Source organism: Paenibacillus sp. FSL K6-2441 (assembly GCF_037964765.1).
GTDB classification, from domain to species: Bacteria; Bacillota; Bacilli; order Paenibacillales; family Paenibacillaceae; genus Fontibacillus; species Fontibacillus phoenicis.
On record NZ_CP150174.1, the window covers coordinates 4410159 to 4430582 of the forward strand.

A 20424-nucleotide genomic window follows, 5' to 3' on the forward strand; every position below is an offset into this window, starting at 1 on the left:
TTGGCGTGGGTTCTGGTGTCGCTCTGGTGCAGCTCTTGTTCCGCTCTGGTGCTGACGCCGTCTCTGAACTGATGCTGGATCTGGCCCTCATTCTATATGATTTTTCGAATACATTTCCTCGAATCCCCGCCAAATCGCTCATTCTATATGAAATTTCGAATACATTTCACCACTTCGCTCTCAATTCGGCCTAATATATATGATTTTTCATATATATTGGGCCATTTCCATCCACTGAGGCCCAAATGTATATGATTTTTCGAATACATTTCCCCAAATCAGCGCCACCCCGCCAATCACACCAAATCCGGGCTCAGCAACGAACCCACATACTCATATGAAGTGACGCGTCCGGAGCTCCCTTTGGCTATGGCGCGGAACTTCCCTTTTTCCACGAGGATTCGGCAGTACTTAATGACTGTCAACGTGTGCAGCTCCAGTTCTCGCGCCACCTCGGTTGGGCGAATGACCCGATGATGGCGAATGGCGGCACGCATGAGCTCCCTTTCAATCTTAGTGTAGGCCCGCGGCGTCACATCCAGGGATCCCCCCTGAACGACAGATAAATACGGTGCCAGAATACTCCGCAAGGAGGAGAGGATAAACGCAGGGTTCTCCTTCATCTCATCCAATGCAATGTAGTAGATCTGAAAGCCTTGGGACTGCAAAAACAGCCCCCTGTTCAAATCCATCCGATATTTCGTTCGATCCGTGCCATGAGAGCCGTAATCCATAATTTCAAACACGACCCGTGCAGTTCCAACCTCCCACATAAAATCTGCAAAGTAGGATCTCCCCCGCCAATCCTTCACCTCGTATTCGGGATGCAATCCGTCAAAGTGTCCCACCAGCGGCCACCAAATCCGCTCGACGAACAACCGATTCCCATAACCATGCCCTCGCCGAAGTGCATCCAGGCGCTCCCCCGTTCTTCGTTTCATATGCTCTTGCAGCCAGGTATCATGTTCCGCTTCGAATCCCATTTGAAACCCTCCCTACATATCCATAGTAAAAAATAAAAAGCCCCGCTCCTCTCCATCTTAGAAAGGAAACGGGGCAGGCTTTGCCTCACGTAAGTTGCTCTATTGATACTAGTGTGACACAGGAGAAAAAGTTACGCAATAGGATCTCGGTCGTTTCCGCGCTGCGCCACGTTGACTTAAACCCCAAGCAGCTCGCGAATCTGCCCTTCGATGCTCTCAGGTTCATCTGTTGGTGCGAAACGCTTAACGACCTTGCCGTCCCGATCCACAAGGAACTTCGTAAAGTTCCATTTGATCGACTTGGAGCCCAGCAAGCCCGGGGCTTCCTTGGTCAAATGCTTGAACAGCGGATGAGCGTTCTTTCCATTCACATCGATTTTCGAAAATAACGGGAACGACACGCCGAAATTCAGCTCGCAAGCCTGTGCCACCTCTTCATCTGTCCCGAGCTCCTGGTTGGCGAACTGGCTTGAAGGAAAACCTAACACCGTGAAGCCTTGGTCCTTGTACGTATCGTGCAGCTTCTGCAGCCCTTTAAATTGCGGAGCAAACCCGCATTTGGTCGCCGTATTCACAATCAGCATCACTTGGCCGCGATAAGGCTCCAGCGTTTGCACTTGGCCTTGAATTGTTTTGACTTCAATATCGAATAATGACATCCATGGCACCTCCAACACCAATTTAATTAAGTGTAATTTAATTGTATACAATCTTTATGTGCGTGTCAATTTCGACCTCTTCTCTTTACGTAAAAGAAGAAGCAATGCTATAATGGCTCAACAGCAATTACATTGTATGCAATTAAATGGCAGGTGGATATGGATGAATACAGACGAAATGTTGAAGCTGGAGAATCAGCTTTGCTTTGCTTTTTACACTTGCTCCCGGGAGATTATGAAGCTGTACCGGCCTTTGCTGTCGGAACTCGGCTTGACCTATACGCAATACATTACGTTGCTCGCGTTGTGGGAGCGGGACGGGATCACGGTGAAGGAGCTGGGTTCGATGCTATACCTTGACTCGGGCACCTTAACTCCGCTGCTCAAAAAGCTGGAGCACATGAACCTGGTCACCCGGACGCGCGACAAATCCGACGAACGCAACGTCATCATCGCGTTAACCGATGAGGGCAAAGCCTTGAAGGACAAAGCCTGCACCGTACCGATGCGGCTGTTTGAAGGCACCCATGCCGAGGTGGAGGACGTCATTTCCATGCACCGACACATCAACGAGTTTCTCCGCAAAATTGGCGGCGGCTCCGTTCAACCCGAACAATCTGAATAAGCCCAACCTAAACCCTCCATAATAGGAAAGAATCACGGAGTAACCAATGGAGGAGATCAGCATGCTGGAAAATCTCGAGAGTGACTATAACTGCGCCAACGCAGGCGAGGACCTGCACCGGTTGAAGCAAGAACTTGCCGAGATGCGAGGCTTGGGCCACGCCGATCAGGAGACGCAGGAGAAAATCAACCGGCTCGAAAACCAAATCAAGTTTATCATGAACAAATGCGATATTAACCATTAAGATGGTAAAGCACCCGTTTACGCCGCTGAACAAGCGTGTGGTAGGCGGGTGTTTTGGGGGCCGGGGATAGATCGAAGCCCAAAAGTGTGTTACGATTTGCCTGACATCAGAAGGGCTTCCCCTTGAAAGCGCAAACACAGCTCGATGCGGAGAAAACACCGGCCGCTTCCGCCGACGCCAACCCCCGCGCCGCTTCTTCCAAACGAAATTATGTATTCCAACTGTTAACGGTCTTTATCGGTTTCTTGATCTTTGGCTTCTCGGAAAATATTAAAGGACCCGCGATCCCGCGCATCCAAACCGACTTCGGCCTCGACGAGATGCAGATTGGCACGCTCTTGTCGCTCAACTCGCTGGGGTATCTGCTGGCTTGCTCCTTCACGGCTTATTTAACACGCAAATGGGGCGCCAAAACGGTGACGATGCTCGCCTTTGGTTCCATGGCCGCGGCTGGGATCCTCATCTTTGCATCATGCAGCTTCCCGGCGTTATCGGGCTCCTATTTCCTGATGTACATCGGCAACGGGATGCTCGAGATCGCGCTCGCTATCTTGGCCGCCCGCATTTTTGTCGGCAACACCGGTACGATGATGAACCTCGCCCACTTCTTCTACGGGCTGAGTTCAACGGTAGCACCGTTGATCGCCTCGGGGCTGATGACCGTCTCGATTGGCGGGCATACACTTGATTGGAGCGGCATGTACTTAATCATGCTGTCCCTCTCGGTGATCCCGATGATCCCAACGCTGCTAAGCCGGTTCCCCGGCGAAGAAGAACAGGGCGGCGAGCGGGTTCCGTTCACACAGCTGATGCACGATCCGGCGATCTGGTTGATCGTGCTGGTGCTTTCGTTTGGCGTAGTGTCGGAGCTGGCGGTAGGCGGCTGGCTGGTTAATTTTTTGGAAAGAGCATATCACTGGAACACCACAATCGCATCCGGGATGCTGTCCGCTTTTTTCCTTTGCTTTACGTTCGCGCGGCTGGCGGTGGGACCGGTTACCGATAAGATCGGGTTTACGCTCTCCTTGATTTTGTTGCCATCTGGGCTGGCGAACCCGGAGCTTTCCTGTTCGCAGCGGCCGGCATCGGTATCACCCCGATCTATCCGACCGTCATAGCGTTGATCGCCAAGAAGTATCGCTCTTCCAGCGATTCCGCCATTACCTTCATCGTTACACTGATGGTGGTGGGCAATGTCATCGGCAACTATCTGATCGGCTGGATCACGGACGGGACTTTGTTCCCTGCTTCAGATAATTAGGCTGCTCACGGCAAACGCCATGCCGATAAACACCAAGCACAGCAAGGTGCCTACCGCAACGTTCCCCTGCTTCAGCTGATCGGAAATCTTAAATCCTGGGGTTACCAGTTCAAAAATCCAGTACGACGCCACAAGGCACACATAACCTACGGCAAACCACAGGACCATATGTAGTATGGAAGTGTTCGTAAAGGCGGACACCCCCAAAATGATCGCCGTGCCCAGGAATTTGCCGCCCAGCGCCAGGGCTACGGCGACATTGCCTTTTTTCAACTCCTCCATGTCACGGTACGGGGTCATCCAATTGAAGACCACCATCCCCAGCAATTGCAGCAAAATCATCACGACGACACTAACCACAATATTGATAACGATCGTCAATTCGCCCACCCCCGAAATTTCGCAAACGCCAAATCATAATCGGCAAAATCATGCACTTCCTCCAGCACAACCGACACCGTCTTCGCGTTCTCTAATGCCGCATACCGCTCTTCGTCGATCGGCTGCTTGATCCGGTTCCCGGTTGGCAGCTCCAACACGGCGAAGCACCGTGTTTTGCCTTGGTATTCCGTTTTGTACACGCCAACTAGGTCGACGTCGGTCGTAACCGATACCTTCAGCTCGGTCAGGTCTTTCTCGGCAGACGCCTGATCCGGATAAGACTTCAGCGTCGTCCAGGAGGATAAGCGCACTTCGTTTTTCTGGTTTTCGTCCGTGGTCAACTCGGCGTCCATAAACTGGAGGATCCAAATTTTATCCCCAGTGGCGTAATTGTTGTCATTCGGCAGCAGATCGTTATCGGGCAAAATCGTCATATCACTGCCCACCAGATCGCCGACCGTCGCTTCCACGATTTTATAATCCCAAGGTACGCGAGCGGTCGTTAACTCCGACCCCGAGCCGCTCTCGGTAGAGAAGACGCTGGTCGTATCCCCGCAGGCTCCAAGTAAGCCCACCGACAACACCAGCATCAACGTAACGAGGAAACGCCGCGCCCAAGGCTGCTTCGAACTATGCATCTATTTCACTCCTAACGCGATAAAATGACTGGTATTGCCCGTAATCGGTCCGCCGGCCCGCCCCAACAAGCCGCAAGGCGTCCCGTTCAGGACGAACAGACCGGTCAGCAAATGGCGCTCGCCGAAGACGGTATCGATTCGCGCCAGCTCGGCTCTTTTTTGATACACCGTAGGGAACAAGACGCTGCTGTCAAAGCCCTCCTGATCCTCCAGCTCCAGCCGGCCCTCCTCATCAAACAAGCGGACAGAACCGCCTTCACGCCCAAACATCGACTTGGATACGAAGCCGCCGGCGAAGACTGGCTTGTTGTAGGTCGGCAGCATGTACTTCGCTATCGCCTGGCGTTCCTCCGCATCAAACAGCAAGCCCAGCTCGTAAAGCCCCCAGACGGCGGCAAGCAAGCCTTTGGATTGCAGCAAAATGCTGTGCGGCCCGTTGAAGATGGTCAGGCGACCGGTTTCAATCGCGTAGCTGAGCGCCTCGCCGGCATCGTCCACCGCCATCCATTCTTTCGGGTACAACGCGAACATGCGCTCAATGGTACGACCGTCCTTATTTTTCAGGGTGCCTTCGTCAATCCACAGCTCCAGGCAATCCTCATAGTACAAATCCAGTCCGCTGTGCCGTCCCAACGCTTCAATCGTTCCGGAATCCTCCAGATGCCAGCCGTAATCGACGCAAGCCACGGTATCCGGCCGCTCGATGGCCCAGGCTTCCGCGACCAGGTCTTTCATCCGCGCATTTGGCGAGTCGTATCCTGCCTGCTCCATCAGCCACGGGGTGGCGATCGAGGCTTCGACGTAACCGGTCGGCGTATCCGCGTTCAGCTCCAGCAGCTTGATCGTGCCGTCGTTGGCCACGGCAAAATCAAACCGCGCATAACGGCTAATCAATCCCGGCTCCGGGATCGGCAGCTCATCAAGCATCGTCCACAGAATCGGCGGAATCCCGATCAGCTCATACAGATCCGGCCGGCGATGGACGTAGCGTGCGGCTTTGTCGAGAATGCGCCACAGCGCAGCGGCGGCCTGCTCGAGCTCCGCATAGGTCTCCTTTGGCATCAACACCAGCTGATCGATCCAATACTCCTCTTCCTCGAGATCCGCCCAGGTAAACCCCAGCTCGGCCAGCTTCGCCACCCGCTCGCTCCGGTCAGGATGCGGCCGGCCCACGACTTCGAAAATGTTGTTCCCGTCCGTCATCCGCCGAAGAACCCCTTGCTGGTACCGCTGGATCTCGAACCGGAAATCGAGCTCTTGGAAGAGCCGGACGAGGAACTCGACGACGAGCCCAGCGAGCTGGATTTCCCGCCGATGCCGCCCGCCTTCGAGGAGGTCGAGCGCCGGACGATGGAGCCGGTCGACGAGGTCGAAGTCTTCGGACGAACGACGGAGCCAGCCATCTGTTTATTTTGGAACGTCTCGCTGGAGTACGTTTTCGGCTTGTACGGCGTCGACGTTCCGGCATAATACCCGCGGTGGTTGTCATACCAGCGGCTGGACGAATAGCTGGACCCGCTGTTGAACAGCAGGTGATACAGCAGCATATCGTCCCAACCGAATCCCCCGCCGTAATGATTGATGACGGTGGTGCCTCCGGAGCCGTTTGAGGCGTTTGCGCCGTCCGCGCTGCCGCCCCCCAAGGTCTCCCCAGATGCCTCTTCATCTTCCTCCGCCGGAAGCGGGATGTTCCAGTCTACATTTTTGTCGAAATATTGCTTTACTTCCTCCGTCGACCAGGCAACGAGCTTCGGTTCGTCGGCCGACGTATCGCTCCCCGCAGCCGTAGCCCCGGCCCCCGGAATCAGAAACGCGTTCGCCAACAGCGCGATGCCAAGCGAGGTGGACAAGACGCGGATCGGCTTCCCTTCCGGGGTCAGAAATTTGGATGCGAACGGCTCCTTCGCCGTTGTCTCTTGTGCGGCAGTGATTTCCGTTCGTGTGGCTTCCTCTTCTTTTGCCAAGACCCATAACCTCCTACGAAAAAAACTCAGCTTATTCGTGCACAACCGGAACGAGCAGCAGCTCCAGCTTGCCCTCGTCGACATTCAGCCGACCTTCCACCGTTTCAAACTCCCGGTTGCCGACGACCAAATAGTTGACATGCTCCAACGCAGCGACCATATTAGCGTTCCAGACGCGCTCTTCCAGCTCCCGCAGCTCGCCGTCCGGCAATTTTTCGTACAACTTCACACTCATGCCGTTCTCCAATGCAGTTCACCCTTTCGTTATACACACTAAATATTGTTACGCGCACATTCCCGCTTCGTTTCATCCTTTATGCAGGGAGAAGGTGGGAATGAACCAGGGAGTGGACTTGTTCAGCTCTAAGGTTCGGCGCCAGGTGACCGTAAACAACCCGCTAAGCAACAGTTGAAATTCTCAGTTGGAAAACCCTTCCGTTAGCTTACGTCCGTTACTGGAGAAATGCAATGTTAAAATGGGTGGGCGCGAGCACCATTAATCTGTGGGTCATATCCCTAACGTACTCCCACGCTGGACGGAACCATCTGCCGGCACTATACTGAAGCTAAGACGAAGCACGTCCCGTATAGCTCAAGTTTGAACCAAATTCAAGGGCTGGCACCATGACCTTTAGGTTGATGGCGCGCCTGGCGATTAAGGATCAAACTGCAAGGGCTAATGCGGGGCGTTTTTTATTGGAGGAGGCGATTGGCTGATGAGTTCTATGAGTTTTGAGGAAAAGTACACGGCATTTCTGGAGTATCATTTGGCCCGGAGATCCGGGGAACGCCGAGGCAGGCTCGAACGTGGACATGCCCATGCGGAAGCATTGTTCCTGCGGAATGTATGGTGGCCGCTGCGCAGCAACTTTGAAGACCTTCATCCGGAATACGAGGTCAGCGATTGGCGGGGGCGATCGTACTTTGCCGACTTCGCCTGGTTGCCGGGGAACGGAGAGTTAAAGCTGCTATTTGAGATTAAGGGCTACGCTACACACGTCCGCGACATGGACCGGCAAAAATACTGCCACGAACTTAACCGCGAAACGTTCTTGCACGCCATGGGCTACCAGGTGATCTCCTTCGCGTACGACGACGTTGAGCAACGCCCGGAGCTCTGCATCAACCTGCTGCGCATGGTGCTCAGCCGATACCACCCGGAACATATCCCCGTGACGCGCGGTTTGCTGGCGGAAAAGGAGCTCATCCGGCTTGCCGTGCAGCTCGCACGACCAATTCGTCCGGTGGATGTCGAACGTCATTTCGAGTTAAACCATAAAACGGCGGTTCAAATGCTGCAGAAAGTTACTGCTAAAGGATGGATGAGACCGGTTTACCGCGGAAAGGGGGAACGCATCGTCAAATATGAGCTGGTGCGTGGGGTGGTGAACTATTTGTGATGGAGGGTGCTGTAGTGGAACGGTGGGATGACCGGAATGAGGGGCAGTGAGGGGGTGGCTAGAAAGTTATTAGTGAGTGATTAGTGAGTGATCAGGAGGTAATGTGGCGGGATAAAGTGGACGGGGGGATGGGGCTAAATGAATTAACGGTAAAAGCTACTGTTAATTTAGGCGGATCGCGGGGTTTTGTCACAATTAGCGGTAAATCCTGCTGTTAATTTAGCCAAAAACCGCGATATGGGGCAAATATGCCGAAAATAACGGTGGGTTTTACATGTAATTTGTGCGGAGAGCTCAAACTTGCGAAATTAACGGTAGGTTTTGGAGCTAAATTAGTTTACGGGATGTCGGCACAGATTTGGGCGGGTGTCGGCACAGGTTAGAGAAGGACTATCCCCGCCAAAAAAGCAAAGGAGGCGGCCCCCGCCTCCTTCACCGAGCACAAACCAAATACTCTCCCTGGTGTTACACCAGGAACATCGCCACCACGGTGGTCACGGCGAGGCCGATGAGCACCGGCTTGAGGTTGCGGCGGGCCAGCTCGAACGGACTCACGCCGCAGATGGCGGCGGCCGGGATGAGCGCCCACGGGATCAGCGTGCCGCCGCCGACCCAAATGGCGGCGACCTGCCCCAGCGCCGTCAACACGGCCGTGCCGGAGCCGATGGCGGTGCCAAACAGCTGGGCGATCGAGCCGGACAGCGATATGCCCGAGAAGCCGGAGCCGTCCAGGCCGGTGATCGCTCCGGTAACGGCGAGGGTCACGGCGCCGATGATGCCGTTCAGCGGAACGACGTCGGCCAATGCCACGCCGAGGTCGTTCACGATCCCATGCGACGTTTCGGGCAGCACCTGCCCGAACAGCTCCTGAAACGCCGCGTCGCCAAGATAAAAGAACGCGGCGATCGGGATCACGGGGCCAAACACCTTAAAGCCGAAGGTCAACCCTTCGATCAAATACGAAGTGACCTTCTCCAGGCCCCGGTTCCGGTGTGCCAGCAGCGTCACGCCGATCAGGATCAGCACCGCCGTGCCGCCAACCAGCGCCGTCGCATCGCCGCCTTGCAATTTCAGCAGGAACATGGCAACGACGTCGGCGGCGAACAGCAGCGGGATCAGGAGGGCCAGCCATTTTTTCGCTTGAGGGGAAATGGCTGCGCGATCCTCTTTGCTCGTCGGACGATCCTCGCTAAGCACACCACCTGTGCCTTTTCCGGCCACCAGGCCGTCGCGCCACGTGCCGTTCCGCTGATCACGGCGCATCATCCAAAAAGCGGTCACCGTGCTCACCAGGCCCATGACGAGAACCAGCGGCACGCTGGCCGACATCACGCTGGAGACGGGCAGGCCCGCGGCGTCCGCCGTCAGCTTCGGCGCTCCCTGGATGATATAGTCGCCGGACAAGGCGATGCCATGCCCAAACAAATTCATCGCCATCGCCGCCCCCAACGCCGGCAGCCCAACGCGAATCGCTACGGGCAGCAAAACGGCGCCGATCAACGCAACCGCAGGAGAGGGCCAGAAAAACAGCGAAGTCACCAGCATGATAATCCCGATGCCCCAATACGCCATCGATGGCGTGCGAATAAACCGCGTCAAAGGGGACACCATCGTTTCATTGATGCCCGTGCGGATCAGCACCCGACTCATTGCCACGATGATCGAGATGATCATGATCGTCCCCATTAGCTCCTTGGTCGCATAAATAAACGAATTAAAGATGCCCGAAATCGAGCCGCTGAGCGTTTGTGTCGCAAGCAGACCCAACGTAAAAATCCCCGCCACACAAATCATCGTCGTATCGCGCCGCTTGATCAACAACGCCATGATGAAGACGATAAACGCCAGATACACATAGTGAATCGCCGACAACTCTATCCCTATCATGGAGTCACGCCCCTCTTCCTGCAAGTGTGCTATATGCTATGCAGGAGCCCAAGCAAGGGTTCGGCCCATGTCGAGGTATAGAGCAACCGATTCATGGTTACTTTACATGTTACTTAATTGTGATACTAAGTTTATTAGAATTATCCGCCTTTAAGCTCGCTTCAAGACCTTTAACAAGGCTTTGCAACGGTACATAAGTGACTCCTTTGACAATCATTGGAGCCACATTAATCGTTTCAGCTTCCCCATTGTAATACACTTTTTTGCTTCCTATTGTAAATGTGACCTTATTAGAATTTTTACTTACAGTAATGACACCACTTTTGGCATCATAATTAAAGGTTGCACCTAGTAGATCAGAAATTTCACGCAGAGGAACCATGTTTGTATTTTGATAAATGATTAAATCACTATTAAAATTTGCTTTCTCCCCATTAATAAATACAGTCAGTTTAGATTTCTTATAGGTTGGCTCTGTCGATTTGGGGGCAGAGGAACCTTTGGAAGAGTGTTTGGTAGAACTTTTAGAGGATGAGGAGGAAGAAGAGGATTTCTTACTAGAACTAGAAGAAGAGCTTCCCCCATTATGGTAATGATATTCGCCCGTTGTTAATCCCCATTTTGCGCAATTTGTCCGACACGTATGACCGCCATTAGCATCCGTTCGACCTGGATGTGCATTAGCTACAGTGCTAGACAAAACAAATAATAGTAAAAAAGAACTGAGTAACACTTTCTTTTTCATTGATAGAATCCCCCATTTAGTATAATATTCCAAGGTAATAGTACCATGTATATAATATTGAGGGAATGTTTACTAAGGCCAAAAATTGCCTTTTATGAGGAATACACTCTATAGATTACTCAAAGCAGCGGGGCCTTTGTGTTCTATCACAAAGGCCCCGCCTGTTCTGAAAAAATGGCTATACCAAATTATAATCTCGAATCTTTTTATATAGCGTCCCACGGGAAATACCCAGCAGCTTGGCTGCATTGCTCTTATTCCCCGCCGTTCGCTCCAGCGCTTCCTTCATAAGCTCCATTTCCTCTTCGGGGGTGATGCGCGGACGCAGCATCTTGTCAAGACGATCCGCCTGTTCCACAGAGGACAGCTTCGTTCCCCGCCCGAAGTCGGAACCGGCAACGGCTCCGCTGCCAACCGGCATGCCCACCGCAGAGTCCGCCGCTGCGAACTCCAGCTGAGCTTGCCGCTGCTGCAACACCTCCGGCAAGTGCTCCAGCGTGATTTGCTCGTTCTCGCTTAAAATCACACAGCGCTCGATCACCGCCCGCAGCTCGCTTACGTTTCCCGGCCAGTCGTAATTCGCAAACGCCAGCATCACCTCCGGCGAAACGGCCGGCAGCGGCTTCTGATACTGCAACGAATACACGCGCAAATACATTTGCACCAACGGCCCCAGGTCCTCCCGACGCTCACGCAGCGGCGGCACCTTCAGCGACACCACGTTCAGCGCGTAATACAAATCCGCACGGAATTTGCCCTCCCGCACGAGCTGGCCCAGATCCTGGCTGGTGCCGGCGAAGATTCGCACTGATACCGGCACGGCTTCCGCGGCCCCAATCCGCGTGATCGTCCGGTGCTTGATGTAATGAGCTAACTTCTCCTGTACGTCTAAAGGTAAACACTCAATCTCATTCAAAAAAATCGAGCCGCCGTCCGCCGCCTCCAGCCGACCAGCCTGACCCGACGGCTGTCCCGAGAAGGCGCCGCCTTGATAGCCAAACAGCTCCGCTTCGACCAATCCCGCCGGGACGGCCCCGCAGCTCAGCGACAGGAACGGCCCCTCCGGCCGCGCGCCGGCGCGATGGATCACCCTGGCCAGCTGCTCCTTGCCCGCTCCAGTCTCCCCGATCAGGAGCACGGTGGAGTCGGTTTCGGCCAGCTTTTTGGCCAGTTTGATCACTTTGCCCATGCTTTCGCCACGCCCGCTGATTAAGCCAAACGGATCCTCGTCGCCGATCCGCTGGGTCAACAGACGGGACGTCGCTACCGTCAATTCGTCGTTCAGCTTCACAAGATGCGTAATATCCTGCTCGGTCGCCACGCCGCCGATAATCCCCCCGCCCGGCTCCACGATCGGCGACGCATTGATCAGCACATGCGTGCCTTCCCGCGGACGATGGTAGGCCCCGCGCAGCCGCCGGCCTTCATCCAGAATCCCCAGCACAACCAATGCGTCGGGATCAAAATGCTCACCGATCGTGCGGCCAACGATGTCCGCTTTGGCGATCCCGTACACTTCTTCCGCCACCGTGTTCCAGCCGATCACCGTACCGTTGCGGTCCACGACCGTTACCGCATCACTGACCGTCTCCAGCAGGGCGTCAAAATACGCCTCCGCCCGCTGCTGCCGGTCCGCCGCTATTTTAAGCAGGTCGATCATCGGAAGATACCCAACGGGCTCCTGTCCATCATTGACCACCAACGCCGGCCGCCCGCTCGTATCTGCGCCGGACCATCGGGATGCCAGTTCGCTGATCGGAAGCGCCAGCTCCGACTCCTTGAACACAACCGAAACGACAAACTTCATCCCGTCAAGCCGCAGTCCTTTGCCGATACTCCCTTCGCCAAAAGCTTCAAGCCGCCCGGCATCATCCGGCGTCAACAGATACAACGCTCCGTCCAGCTCGACTGCCGCCGCCTGACCGCCCTGTAACGCTGCAAGTAATGCACTTGTATTTTCTTCCGGTTTGAAACGGGTCAAGTCCTGCCGGAAGGATATCCGTTCATGATTAAACATAATTACCTCACGCGTAATGAAATTTTACTTGTAAATCTAACACGAAAGCAGGCGAGGTTCAATATTCCCGTCATAAAGATTGCACCTTCACTCAGCCTGGAACTGTTCAATATTGAACATTTTTTCTTTAATTTAAAATTTTTTTGTTTATTTTTTCAACTTATATTGTTCAAAAATCTAAAATATTGTATATTTTGTGTACAATGAGAAATGGAAAAGGATGGATGCCTATGGACGCGTTACTCCGCACCCTGTTTCAATCCTTCGCCAAAAGCCAATCCGTGGGACGTATGGCCCGCCGATACGGACTGCGCTTTGGTGCCGGTCGGTTTGTGGCCGGAGAAACCATTGATGGTGCAATTGAAGCTGTACGCGCATTAAATGCGACTGGTCGGGTAGCCACCCTCGATCATCTCGGCGAGTTCGTGTCCACGGAAGCCGAAGCAGAACTATCCATGCGGATGTGCCTCAAGACGCTGGACGCCATCAACGAAGCCGGAGTCGAAGCCAATCTCTCGCTGAAGCTCACTTCGCTGGGGCTTGGGATTAGCGACGAAATCTGCTTACGTAACCTGACCACGATCCTGAACCGGGCCCGAATGTACGGATTGTTTGTGCGCATCGACATGGAGGATTTTGCCCACTGTGAAAAAACCATCTCGATCTACAAGCAACTGCGCGAACAAATCGACAACGTTGGCATCGTCATCCAAGCTTACCTTTATCGCTCCCTGGAAGACGTCGAGGATCTGAAGCCCCTTAAGCCGAACCTTCGCCTCGTGAAGGGAGCTTACAAGGAATCGCCGAAAGTCGCATACCCGGCCAAGCCGGACGTCGACGAAAATTTCAAACGCCTCATCTCTACCCACCTGATGAACGGCGGTTATGCCGCCATAGCAACCCATGACTCCCAGATTATCGACTACGCTAAGAAAACAATTCAAGATTTAGCCATTCCGCCGGACCGCTACGAATTTCAAATGTTATATGGCATTCGCGAAGATTTACAGCTTGCGCTCGTTCGCGAAGGTTACAAGGTTCGGGTGTACGTCCCGTTTGGCAGCGATTGGTTTGGCTACTTTATGCGCCGCCTCGCGGAGCGTCCCGCCAATGTATGGTTTGTCTTAAAGAACTTATTTAAGTAAATATCCAAAATCTTATTCGTAAGGAGCGCGCCCCTATGAGCACAACGGCAAAACTGGAAGCTTTCTGCAACGAACCGTTTACCGACTTTAGTCAGGAACCGGCCCGCCAGGCCATGGAAGCCGCGATTGCCCAAGTGAAATCGGAGTTGGGACGGGAGATTCCGCTGCAGATCGGCGGTGAGAAGATTTTTACGGAGGCCAAAATCCGTTCAATCAACCCCGGCAATCTCGATGAAACGATGGGTTGGGTCAGCAAAGCCGATCAGGAGCTGGCCGAGAAAGCGATGCAGGCTGCACTCACGGCGTTTGAATCGTGGAAAAAGGTGCCGCCCCGCGAACGCGCACAGTACCTGCTGAAAGCCGCCAAGCTCATGACCGAACGGAAGCATGAGTTCTCCGCCCTGATGGTGCTCGAAGCCGGCAAGAACTACGCTGAAGCGGACGCCGATACGGCGGAGGCGATCGATTTTCTGAATTTTTACGCACAGGAAATGATCCGCCTGAGCGAGATCAACGAAACGATGCCGCTGACGCCAGTCCCGGGGGAGCAAAACCGGCTGACCTACATCCCGCTCGGCGTTGGTGTCATCATTCCGCCATGGAATTTCCCGCTGGCGATCTGCGTGGGCATGACCTCGGCGGCGATTGTGGCTGGCAACACCGTGCTGCTCAAACCCGCCTCCAACACCCCGGTCATCGCCTACAAGTTCGCTGCGCTGATGGAGGAGGTTGACTTGCCGGCCGGAGTGCTGAACTTCATCCCCGGCAGCGGCTCTGAGGTTGGCGATTATCTGACCACGCACCCGAAAACCCGGTTCATCAGCTTCACCGGCTCGAAGGAGGTCGGACTGCGCATCAGCAAGTTGGCAGCCGATACGGCACCCGGGCAGATCTGGATCAAGCGGCTGGTCGCCGAAATGGGCGGCAAGGACGGCATCGTCGTTGATGAAACTGCAGATCTGGATGCGGCTGCTCAGGCCATCGTGACCTCAGCTTTTGGGTTCCAGGGACAAAAATGCTCCGCCGGATCCCGCGCTTTCATCGTAGAGTCCGTCTACGACGAAGTGGTGGAGAAAGTCGTGTCTTTGACGAAGCAGCTGGAGATTGGCCTCCCCGAGCACAATAAAGCGGTTGGACCGGTGATCGACGAGGCTTCTTTCCGCAAAATCCTCGATTATATTGAGGTCGGCAAACAGGAAGGGCAGCTCCTTACCGGCGGACAGCAAGCCGAAGGCAACGGCTATTATATCGAACCCACCGTGTTCGCCGGCGTTGATGGGAAGGCGCGGATTATGCAGGAGGAGATTTTCGGGCCGGTGCTGGCGATCGGCAAAGCGAAGGATTGGCGCGAAGCGATCGCGTTGTACAACGATACTGAGTTTGGGCTGACGGGGTCGTTCTTTTCCCGGGATGAGGATCGCATCAGCGAAGCGCTGGAAACAATGCACTGCGGCAATCTGTACGTGAACCGCAAATGCACCGGGGCGTTGGTCGGCGCCCACCCGTTTGGCGGCTTTAATATGTCGGGAACCGACTCGAAAGCCGGCGGCTATGACTACCTGCTGCTGTTCACCCAAGCCAAGCTGACTTCCCGGAAGTTGTAGGCGATGACGATTGCTGGATGCTCTTTTGCTCTCTTGTTCGCGATCTCTTACTCTCTTGTTCTTTTGCTCGCAATAATTTTCTCTCTTGTTCGCTTGCTCGCTTGGTCGTTTGGTCTCTTGCTCTCTAGCTCGTTTGGTCATTTGCTCGTTGATCGCGAGGCCGGTGCTCCCTGCTCTAACGCTGATACAGAACGCTATTGTTGTAAAAAACGGCATGTCAAAAATTCTAACGACGCTGAGCCACGCTATTTGGGCAAAAACACCTCAATTCACCCGAAAAATGGTGAAATAAGCTCCGTGATCAGCGTTAGATTCGCAAATAGGCGATTTTTGCTGCAATAAGGTTTGTGGCAAGCGTTAGAGCTACAGAAGCAAGCGTTAGAGCTACAGAAGCAAGCGTTAGAGCTACAGAAGCAAGCGTTAGAGCTACAGAAGCAAGCGTTAGAGCTACAGAAGCAAGCGTTAGAGCTGCGGCGGCGAACTTAGCAAACTTCAAATATTTCTCCAATACGGACGGAAGAAGGGTAACCCATGATTATGAACGGGAAACGAACACTTTCGGAAAATATGGACGTTTTGACCAGCACCCAACAGGTCATTCGCATGGCGCTCCAGACGATGAACGAGCCGCCGGAGATGTTTGACCTGCTCAAGGAGCCGCTGCGGATGCTGACCGTACGGATTCCGGTGAAGATGGACGACGGCTCGGTCCAGGTCTTTACCGGTTACCGCGCTCAGCACAATGACGCGGTCGGGCCGACCAAAGGCGGCGTGCGGTTCCACCCCGACGTGACGGCGGAGGAAGTGAAGGCCTTGTCGATGTGGATGAGCATCAAATGCGGCATCGTGTCGCTGCCCTACGGCGGCGGTAAAGGCGGAATCGCCTGCGACCCGCGGACGATGTCGATGCGCGAGCTGGAAGCCTTAAGCCGCGGGTACGTCCGGGCGATCAGCCAATTGGTTGGGCCGACCAAGGATATCCCGGCGCCTGACGTGTACACCAATTCGCAGGTGATGGCCTGGATGATGGACGAGTACAGCCGGATCCGCGAATTCGATTCGCCCAGCTTCATCACCGGCAAACCGCTGGTGCTCGGCGGCTCCTACGGACGGGAATCGTCGACAGCCCTTGGCGTCACGATCGTGCTGAAGGAGGCCGCAAAGATGGCCGGCATGGCGGTGGAAGGCTCGCGGGTCATCATCCAAGGCTTTGGCAATGCCGGCAGCTACCTGGCGAAGTTTCTGCATGACGCCGGGGCCATCATCGTTGGCATTGCGGATGCGCGCGGCGCGCTGTACGATCCAAACGGGCTCGATATCCTCGAGCTGTTGGATCGGCGGGATTCTTTTGGCGCGGTGACCCACCTCTACTCCAACCGGATCACAAATCAGGAACTGCTTGTGAAGGAATGCGATATCCTCGTGCCGGCTGCGATCGAAAACCAACTCACCGAGGAAAATGCGCCGCACATCCAAGCTAAGCTGATCGTCGAAGCGGCCAACGGTCCAACGACGTATGCAGCAACGGAAATTTTGTCCAAGCGCGGGGTTCTGATTGTGCCGGATGTCCTAGCGAGTGCGGGCGGCGTGGTCGTATCCTATTTTGAGTGGGTGCAAAACAATCAGGGTTACTACTGGCCGCTGGAGGAAGTGAACGCGAAGCTGGAGCAGCTGTTGGTGGACGCTTTTCACAAGGTTTATCAGACTTCGGTGACACGCCGGGTGAACATGCGTCTTGCCGCATATATCGTGGGGCTGAAGCGAATGACCGAGGCGGTAAAATGGCGGGGGTGGATTTAAGTTATGGCACGTACGTTAATTATTATCCGATTGGAGCTCGACCATAAGAAGGCCAGCTTCGGCGATGTCGCTGCTGCGGTGAGCGGTGCCGGAGGCGACATTACGTCGATCGACGTGATCTCCTCGGCTAAAGGATCTTCGGTACGCGACATTACCGTCGATACGGGCGACCAAGACGAAACGGCGTTCGTCAAGGCGCTTCGCAAGCTGCATGGTGTCCGGCTGATCAACGTCTCCGATCGCACGTTTCTCATGCATCTCGGCGGTAAAATCGCCATCGAGCCAACGATGCCAATTCGCAACCGCGACGATCTGTCGCAGGTGTATACGCCAGGGGTCGCCAAAATCTGCACGGCGATCCACGAAAGTCGAAACAAGGCGTTTTCGCTGACGATTAAACGCAACACGGTGGCGGTCATCACGGACGGAACCGCCGTGTTGGGGCTTGGCGATATCGGTCCGTACGCCGCGGCGCCGGTGATGGAAGGCAAGGCGATGCTGTTTAAGCAGCTGGCCGGGGTTGATGCTTTTCCGCTCTGCCTGGATACGAGCGATACGGAAGAAATCATTCGTACCGTTAAAGCGATCAGTCCGATTTTTGGCGGCATCAATCTGGAGGACATCAGCTCCCCCCGGTGCTTCGAAATTGAGCAGCGGCTGGCGGAGGAACTGGACATCCCGGTCTTCCATGACGATCAGCACGGAACAGCGGTGGTCGTGATCGCCGGGTTAATTAACGCGCTGAAGGTCGTCGGCAAATCGATGTCCGAGGTGCGGGTCGTGGTAAGCGGTGTTGGGGCAGCGGGTGTCTCCATTTGCAAAATGCTGCTGTCCGCAGGCGTAACTAAGCTTGTGCCGGTGGACAAGGAGGGAGCGATTGTCCGCGGTGGAACGTACAGCCACCCGATGTGGCAGTGGCTCGCGGAGCAGCCTCAGGTGGAAAGTCAGCCCGGCTCGCTGCAAGATGTCCTGCCTGGTGCTGACGTGTTCATCGGCGTCTCTGCGGGGAATCTGCTGACCGGTGAACATTTGCGGACGATGAACGAGCAGCCGATCGTGTTTGCCCTCGCCAACCCGCACCCGGAGGTTGATCCGGAGGTAGGGCTGGCTCACGCAGCTGTCTTCGCGACCGGCCGAAGCGACTATCCGAACCAGATCAACAACGTGCTTGTGTTCCCCGGCGTCTTCCGCGGCGCGCTCGATTGTCGGGCCCGCGTGGTCAACGAAGCGATGAAGCTGGCCGCAGCACAAGCTATCGCCTCCGCCGTTACTGACGAGGAGCGGAACGAGCAGTATATCATCCCGAGTATTTTTAATGATCAGGTCGTCCCGCTCGTGCGCAAAGCCGTCATCAACGCGGCCATTGCCACCGGTGTGTCCCGGCGCATTCCGCCGGATTTCCGGTGATGCCGCGTAAGTGGATACCTCATCCTGCTATACTTCCCTTTTGGCCCTTCTGTCTTTGGCAGCAAGGGCTTTATTATGTTCCCAAATCAATAGTTCAAAATTTGATTGCATGCAGCAACTCAAATGTCGGACATTGACGGTTCCTATGCGAAAGATGCCATTATGGAGCTGGTCAACAAGGGGATCATTAACGGAAAAGGAGACGGAAAATTTGAGATTGCCGATTATGCCTTCCAGTGGGTGAGGAGCGGCGTCTCCCCGTCGAATTTATTGATTCCGAGCCTCTTGAAGGCTAATCTTTCAAAGCCCCACCCCAAGAACGGCCCCCCTGGCCGTTCTTTTTTTCTACACCAACAAGTTCCCGCCAACGAATTTATCCAAAATATGATATAACAATATTAATGTGTTTTTTGAAATTAATCCTTCAGGATGTGACTCTGTGAGCATTGAGAAAAAACCGGGAAAAATCGCGCAGCGGCTCGTGTTGTCGGCCCTACGCGCATTCCTCCAAAGCCGTTCCCAGATCAAGGTGGAGCGCAACGATACCGTGGGCTTGAAGCCGCCGTATCTGATTTTGGCGAACCATGTAACCAACTGGGACCCGTTCTATATCAACTGTTACGTGGACGAGCCGATCAGCTTCGTGACCGGAGCTTCCCTGTTCCGGAACACGTTGCTGGCCAAGCTGCTGAATTACACCGGAGCGATCCCCAAAATGAAAAATAAAAACGATACGCGGACGATCCGCAGCATGATCAAAGCCAAGCAGAGCGGACGCGTCATCGGTCTCTTCCCGGAAGGGAACCGGAACTGGGACGGGACGACCGAGCCGTTGTTCTATTCCACGGCCAAGCTGGTGAAGTTGCTGGATGTTCCGGTGGTCATCGCCACCATTTCCGGCGGTCATCTGTCCTCTCCCCGTTGGGCGGAGAACCATCGCAGGGGACCCATTCACCTCTCCTTCGAGAAAAAATGGGACGCTGGCGCATTCGCCAACCATACCCCAGATGAGATCCATCACCTGCTGACGGAGGCGTTGGCGCATGACGATGCAGAGTGGCAATCCCAAACCGGGGCTGCCTATTACGGTAAAGCCCCGGCGCATTACCTGGAGCGCCTGCTGTTTATCTGCCCGCACTGCGAAGTACCAGGCCGCCTCCGCTCCGAACAAGACTTGTTCGGCTGCACGGCCTGCGGCTATACCGTTCGCTACACGCCGCAGGGCAAATTCGCGCAGTTTACCCATCCGCTGCGCTTCTCGACTACGCGGGACTGGAATCGCTGGCAGCTGGAACGGCTGAATCAAGTAATACAAGAACCGGAACAGCTCACCTCCTGGGAATCCGTCATGCAGGATCCCGTGCATATGTATGTGTCGGAAAGAGAGCAGCCCTTTCAATCGCTGGGAACGGGACAACTGCGCTGGAACGCTGATCACGAAGATTCTCTTACGTTTCAAGGGGATAACGGACAGCCGTATTCCTTCCCATTTACCGAGTTGGAGGGGATCAACGTACAGCTTCACCACAAGTTTGAATTTTATGTCGGCGATAAGCTGTATCGGTTCCTGTTTTACCAACCGCGAACCTCGGCTTACAAATGGCTCAAATTTATGACCGCGCTGAAACAGCGTGCACTCCGGTAGAAAATAGGAGGTTCTCCCT

19 protein-coding genes and 1 pseudogene are annotated in these 20424 nt (G+C 54.6%); 10 read left to right on the plus strand and 10 right to left on the minus strand.

Translation table 11 applies throughout. From position 1 onward, the window contains the following. Nucleotides 1-296: 296 nt before the first annotated feature. Both NSQ80_RS20325 and NSQ80_RS20330 read right to left on the minus strand, forming a co-directional pair. Nucleotides 297-983: a hypothetical protein gene (locus tag NSQ80_RS20325; RefSeq protein WP_323078120.1), complete on the minus strand. Its 687-nt coding sequence runs from the start codon at nt 981-983 to the stop codon at nt 297-299. A gap of 176 nt (nt 984-1159) precedes the next feature. After that, nucleotides 1160-1642, minus strand: a complete 483-nt coding sequence (locus NSQ80_RS20330) for a glutathione peroxidase (RefSeq protein WP_009223548.1) — start codon at nt 1640-1642, stop codon at nt 1160-1162. A 163-nt stretch (nt 1643-1805) separates the two neighbouring features. Between NSQ80_RS20330 and NSQ80_RS20335 the strand changes: the two genes are divergently transcribed. The 3 genes and pseudogenes from NSQ80_RS20335 to NSQ80_RS20345 all read left to right on the plus strand — a co-directional run. After that, nucleotides 1806-2267 (plus strand): MarR family transcriptional regulator, encoded by a 462-nt coding sequence (locus NSQ80_RS20335; RefSeq protein WP_009223547.1) that lies wholly within the window; start codon nt 1806-1808, stop codon nt 2265-2267. Nucleotides 2268-2328: 61 nt separating this feature from the next. Next, complete coding sequence (locus NSQ80_RS20340; protein WP_036644291.1) at nt 2329-2511, plus strand: hypothetical protein; 183 nt, start codon at nt 2329-2331, stop codon at nt 2509-2511. A gap of 221 nt (nt 2512-2732) precedes the next feature. Beyond that, a pseudogene (locus tag NSQ80_RS20345) lies at nt 2733-3745 on the plus strand (MFS transporter); the annotation flags it as partial. Between the two features lie 15 nt (nt 3746-3760). Here the strand turns inward: NSQ80_RS20345 and NSQ80_RS20350 are convergent. From NSQ80_RS20350 to NSQ80_RS20370, 5 genes are read right to left on the minus strand one after another with little or no spacing between them, the layout of a single operon-like run. Continuing rightward, nucleotides 3761-4153, minus strand: a complete 393-nt coding sequence (locus NSQ80_RS20350; RefSeq protein ID WP_036644146.1) for a DUF350 domain-containing protein — start codon at nt 4151-4153, stop codon at nt 3761-3763. After that, nucleotides 4150-4791 (minus strand): hypothetical protein, encoded by a 642-nt coding sequence (locus tag NSQ80_RS20355; RefSeq protein WP_009223543.1) that lies wholly within the window; start codon nt 4789-4791, stop codon nt 4150-4152. Before NSQ80_RS20355 ends, NSQ80_RS20350 begins: the two co-directional genes overlap by 4 nt. After that, nucleotides 4792-5994, minus strand: coding sequence for a glutathionylspermidine synthase family protein (locus tag NSQ80_RS20360; RefSeq protein ID WP_009223542.1), 1203 nt, complete (start codon nt 5992-5994; stop codon nt 4792-4794). Continuing rightward, the gene (locus NSQ80_RS20365; RefSeq protein ID WP_260070169.1) at nt 5991-6755 is read right to left on the minus strand and encodes a hypothetical protein; all 765 of its coding nucleotides are present in this window, start codon (nt 6753-6755) and stop codon (nt 5991-5993) included. Before NSQ80_RS20365 ends, NSQ80_RS20360 begins: the two co-directional genes overlap by 4 nt. Nucleotides 6756-6786: 31 nt before the next feature. Continuing rightward, nucleotides 6787-6990, minus strand: coding sequence for a hypothetical protein (locus tag NSQ80_RS20370; protein ID WP_036644144.1), 204 nt, complete (start codon nt 6988-6990; stop codon nt 6787-6789). Nucleotides 6991-7480: 490 nt separating this feature from the next. On the opposite strand from NSQ80_RS20370, the gene NSQ80_RS20375 reads away from it, so the two are divergent. Next, on the plus strand, nt 7481-8155 hold the full coding sequence (locus NSQ80_RS20375) for a hypothetical protein (protein WP_036644286.1): 675 nt from the start codon (nt 7481-7483) through the stop codon (nt 8153-8155). 465 nt (nt 8156-8620) lie between these two features. On the opposite strand, the gene NSQ80_RS20380 is transcribed toward NSQ80_RS20375, so the two are convergent. From NSQ80_RS20380 to NSQ80_RS20390, 3 genes are all read right to left on the minus strand, one after another. Continuing rightward, nucleotides 8621-10039: a hypothetical protein gene (locus NSQ80_RS20380; protein WP_339302196.1), complete on the minus strand. Its 1419-nt coding sequence runs from the start codon at nt 10037-10039 to the stop codon at nt 8621-8623. A gap of 112 nt (nt 10040-10151) precedes the next feature. Then, a complete protein-coding gene (locus NSQ80_RS20385; RefSeq protein WP_323078126.1) occupies nt 10152-10787 on the minus strand; it encodes a copper amine oxidase N-terminal domain-containing protein in 636 nt (211 codons plus the stop codon). A gap of 178 nt (nt 10788-10965) precedes the next feature. Next, nucleotides 10966-12804 carry a sigma 54-interacting transcriptional regulator gene (locus tag NSQ80_RS20390; RefSeq protein ID WP_339300639.1) on the minus strand — a complete coding sequence of 613 codons (1839 nt, stop codon included), beginning with the start codon at nt 12802-12804 and terminating at the stop codon, nt 10966-10968. Between the two features lie 230 nt (nt 12805-13034). Here NSQ80_RS20390 and NSQ80_RS20395 point away from each other — a divergent pair, with 230 nt between their 5' ends. The 6 genes from NSQ80_RS20395 (at nt 13035) to NSQ80_RS20420 (ending at nt 20405) form a co-directional block, all read left to right on the plus strand. Next, a complete protein-coding gene (locus tag NSQ80_RS20395; RefSeq protein WP_323078127.1) occupies nt 13035-13949 on the plus strand; it encodes a proline dehydrogenase family protein in 915 nt (304 codons plus the stop codon). A gap of 35 nt (nt 13950-13984) precedes the next feature. Next, nucleotides 13985-15553 carry an L-glutamate gamma-semialdehyde dehydrogenase gene (gene pruA, locus NSQ80_RS20400; RefSeq protein WP_339300641.1) on the plus strand — a complete coding sequence of 523 codons (1569 nt, stop codon included), beginning with the start codon at nt 13985-13987 and terminating at the stop codon, nt 15551-15553. Between the two features lie 531 nt (nt 15554-16084). Then, a complete protein-coding gene (locus NSQ80_RS20405) occupies nt 16085-17353 on the plus strand; it encodes a Glu/Leu/Phe/Val dehydrogenase (RefSeq protein WP_339300643.1) in 1269 nt (422 codons plus the stop codon). A gap of 3 nt (nt 17354-17356) precedes the next feature. Next, nucleotides 17357-18760 (plus strand): NAD-dependent malic enzyme, encoded by a 1404-nt coding sequence (locus tag NSQ80_RS20410; protein WP_260070162.1) that lies wholly within the window; start codon nt 17357-17359, stop codon nt 18758-18760. A 123-nt stretch (nt 18761-18883) separates the two neighbouring features. Further along, nucleotides 18884-19153: an S-layer homology domain-containing protein gene (locus tag NSQ80_RS20415; RefSeq protein WP_339300646.1), complete on the plus strand. Its 270-nt coding sequence runs from the start codon at nt 18884-18886 to the stop codon at nt 19151-19153. Nucleotides 19154-19199: 46 nt separating this feature from the next. Next, nucleotides 19200-20405 (plus strand): lysophospholipid acyltransferase family protein, encoded by a 1206-nt coding sequence (locus tag NSQ80_RS20420; RefSeq protein WP_339300647.1) that lies wholly within the window; start codon nt 19200-19202, stop codon nt 20403-20405. Nucleotides 20406-20424 lie beyond the last annotated feature (19 nt).